This window comes from Frankia sp. AiPs1 (assembly GCF_023716945.1).
Taxonomy (GTDB): domain Bacteria; phylum Actinomycetota; class Actinomycetes; order Frankiales; family Frankiaceae; genus Frankia.
In genome coordinates, this window is sequence record NZ_JAMQQF010000717.1 from 1 (window position 1) to 2,550 (window position 2,550).

2 protein-coding genes and 1 pseudogene are annotated in these 2,550 nt (G+C 75.0%); all 3 read right to left on the reverse strand.

Annotation, left to right across the window (positions count from 1 at the left end; genetic code table 11):
* On the reverse strand, positions 1-606 hold a 606-nt coding region (locus tag ND748_RS29865; protein WP_251749543.1), incomplete at its 3' end, for an SAM-dependent methyltransferase.
* A gap of 2 nt (positions 607-608) precedes the next feature.
* The gene (gene hemC / locus ND748_RS29870; protein ID WP_251749545.1) at positions 609-1,817 is read right to left on the reverse strand and encodes a hydroxymethylbilane synthase; all 1,209 of its coding nucleotides are present in this window, start codon (positions 1,815-1,817) and stop codon (positions 609-611) included.
* Positions 1,814-2,550, reverse strand: a pseudogene (locus ND748_RS29875) (glutamyl-tRNA reductase); the annotation flags it as partial. The gene hemC and the pseudogene ND748_RS29875, both read right to left, overlap by 4 nt.

Here is a 2,550-nt window from a genome sequence, read left to right on the forward strand (position 1 = left end):
GGCGCGGTTGGATGGGGAGCCACCGAGGCCGCCGCCGAGCCCGGTCATCGGACGGGCGCCGAGCCGGCCGACGCCGAAGGGCGGACCGGTCAGCGGACCGACGGGCTCGCCCGCACCGAACGGCGACGGCGCCGGGAGCGTCCCCGACGAGGAGAAGACACCCGACGTGCTGGCGAAGGTGATCGGCGAGCCGGGCGCGACGCCGGCGTAGGTGGCCACCGCGGCCCCCGTGAGGACCCCGGGCACGACCCGGTAGGGGATCTTGGCCTTCGCGAGCGCCTGGGCGTCAGCGGCGCCGATGCGGGTCAGCCACGGATCCGACGCGTAGAGCCGGACGACCCTGTCCCCGGCGCGGGCCCGGCTGACCACCGCGGCGGTGGCCGCCTCGGCGTCGCGGACCGGCTTGGACGCCTCCAGGTCCCCGATGCGCAGCACCTCGGCGGAGAGGTTCTCCACGATGGCAGGCGCGACATCGGGGTCGGCGACGACGAGGTCGGCCGACGCGAGGGTCTCGACCGCGAGGACGGTCAGCAGGCCCGGGTCACGGGGGCCGGCGCCGACGAGTGCGACCGGGGGGACGGGCTTCTTCGTGCGTCGGGTGGCCATGCTCAGCGAATTCCCATCAGCGAGTGTGCTCCGGCGGACAGCAGGTCGTCCGCGAGGCGCTGCCCGAGCGCCTCCGGGTCGACGGCGGACCCGGTCACGTCACGCCGGAGGACGGTGCTGCCATCCGGCGCGGCGACGACCGCCCGCAGGCGCAGTCGACCCGCGGGGGACGCATCGCCGGCCGGTGCCACTGTGCCGACGGCCGCCGCCGGCGCAGGCTCTGCCACTGCCAAAGCGCCGACCGGGGCGGTGCATCCGGCCTCGATCCCAGCGAGAAACGCGCGTTCCGCTCTGATCGCGACGGACGACGATGCGTCATCGAGCACAAACCGTAGCAGCTCGGCAAGGCCACCATCGACCGGCTGACCATGATCTGACCGCGTTTGGCCACGGTTCCGTCCCACATCCGGACCCCGGCCCCGCCCGTCCCGCCCGGCATCCGCGCCCGGGCGGTCTCCGTCGGCGTGATCCCCGGCCCCGGCGGCGACCAGCGCGCGGGCCGGCCCGGCCAGTCTGAGCCCGGTCCCTCCGGCGCACTCGACGGCCAGCGCACCCTGGCCGGGCGACGGCAGCATGACCTCGGGGTCGAGAATCTCCGTGACGGCGTCCAGGCGGTCCAGGCGCGACAGTCCCGCATACGCCAGGACGACGGCGTCGACCTCGCCGTCGATGGCCTTCTTCAGCCGGGTGTCGACGTTGCCGCGGATCGCGACCACGTCGAACCCGAGCCCGAGCGCCCGCAACTGGGCCGCGCGGCGCGGGGAGCCGGTCGCGACCCGGGTGCCGGGTCCGAGCTCGGCGAGCCCCCGCCCGCTGGGCGAGACGAGCACGTCCCGGGTGTCCTCCCGGGTCGGGACGGCGGCGAGCACGAGGCCGGACGGGGTGGCCGTCGGCAGGTCCTTCAGGGAGTGCACGGCAAGGTCGATCTCGCCGGCCAGCAGGGCGTCGCGCAACGCGCTGACGAACACGCCGGTCCCGCCGATCTGGCTTATCTCCGCAGGCGAACGGTCACCCGCGGTTACAATCGGGATGAGGTCGACCGCACAGCCCACCCTCTCCCGCAACTGCGCGGCGATCATTCCGGACTGGACCAGGGCCAGCGCGGAGCGGCGCGTCCCCAGCCGTAGCCGGCGACCCGCGAACCGGGCGCTCAGCATCGCGCCCCGGGCCGTCGCATCGGTCTCGGTACTGGTCGGCTCCATCGCCGTCACGAACGCTCCACAAGATCAAGGTCAGGCGCGGATACCACGGCGGGCACCTCGCGCGGAAGATCGAACAGTTCCCGCAGGGCCTCGGCGTAGGAATCGCCTCCGGGCGCCCCGGCGAGCTGCTGCACCCGCACGGTCGGGGCGTGCAGCAGCTTGTCGACGACGCGGCGGACCGCGCCCTCCACCAGTTCCCACTCCCGATCGTCGAGGTCGGGCAGGCGGGAGTGCAACCGGGCGAGCTCGCCGTGCACGACGGAGTCGGCGTGCGCCCGCAGGGCGACCACGGTCGGCGCGACCCGACCCGCGCGACGGCGGTCGAGGAAACCCGCGACCTCGGTGGAGACCAGGGCGCGGACCGCCTCCACGTCGTGCGCCACCTGGGCGCCGTCGAGTGCGACCCGCAGCGCCTCCAGGTCGATCAGGCTCACCCCGGGCAGGGCGCGCACGCCCGGGTCGATGTCGTGCGGCAGGGCCAGGTCGAGGAAGACCAGCGGTCGCCCGCCGCGCCCGGGCAGCGTGGCGGCGACGAGGTCGTGCTCGACGACGAGACCAGTGGCGCCGGTCGAGGAGATCACCAGGTCGGCCATGAGGATCTCGTGCGGAAGGTCGGTCAGGCCGACGGCCCGGCCGTCGTGCATCCCGGCGACCCGGGCCGCCCGGGCCGGGGTCCGGTTGGCGATCACGATCTCCGCGGCGCCGGCCCGGCGGGCCGTCTGCGCGGCCAGGCCGAGGGCCT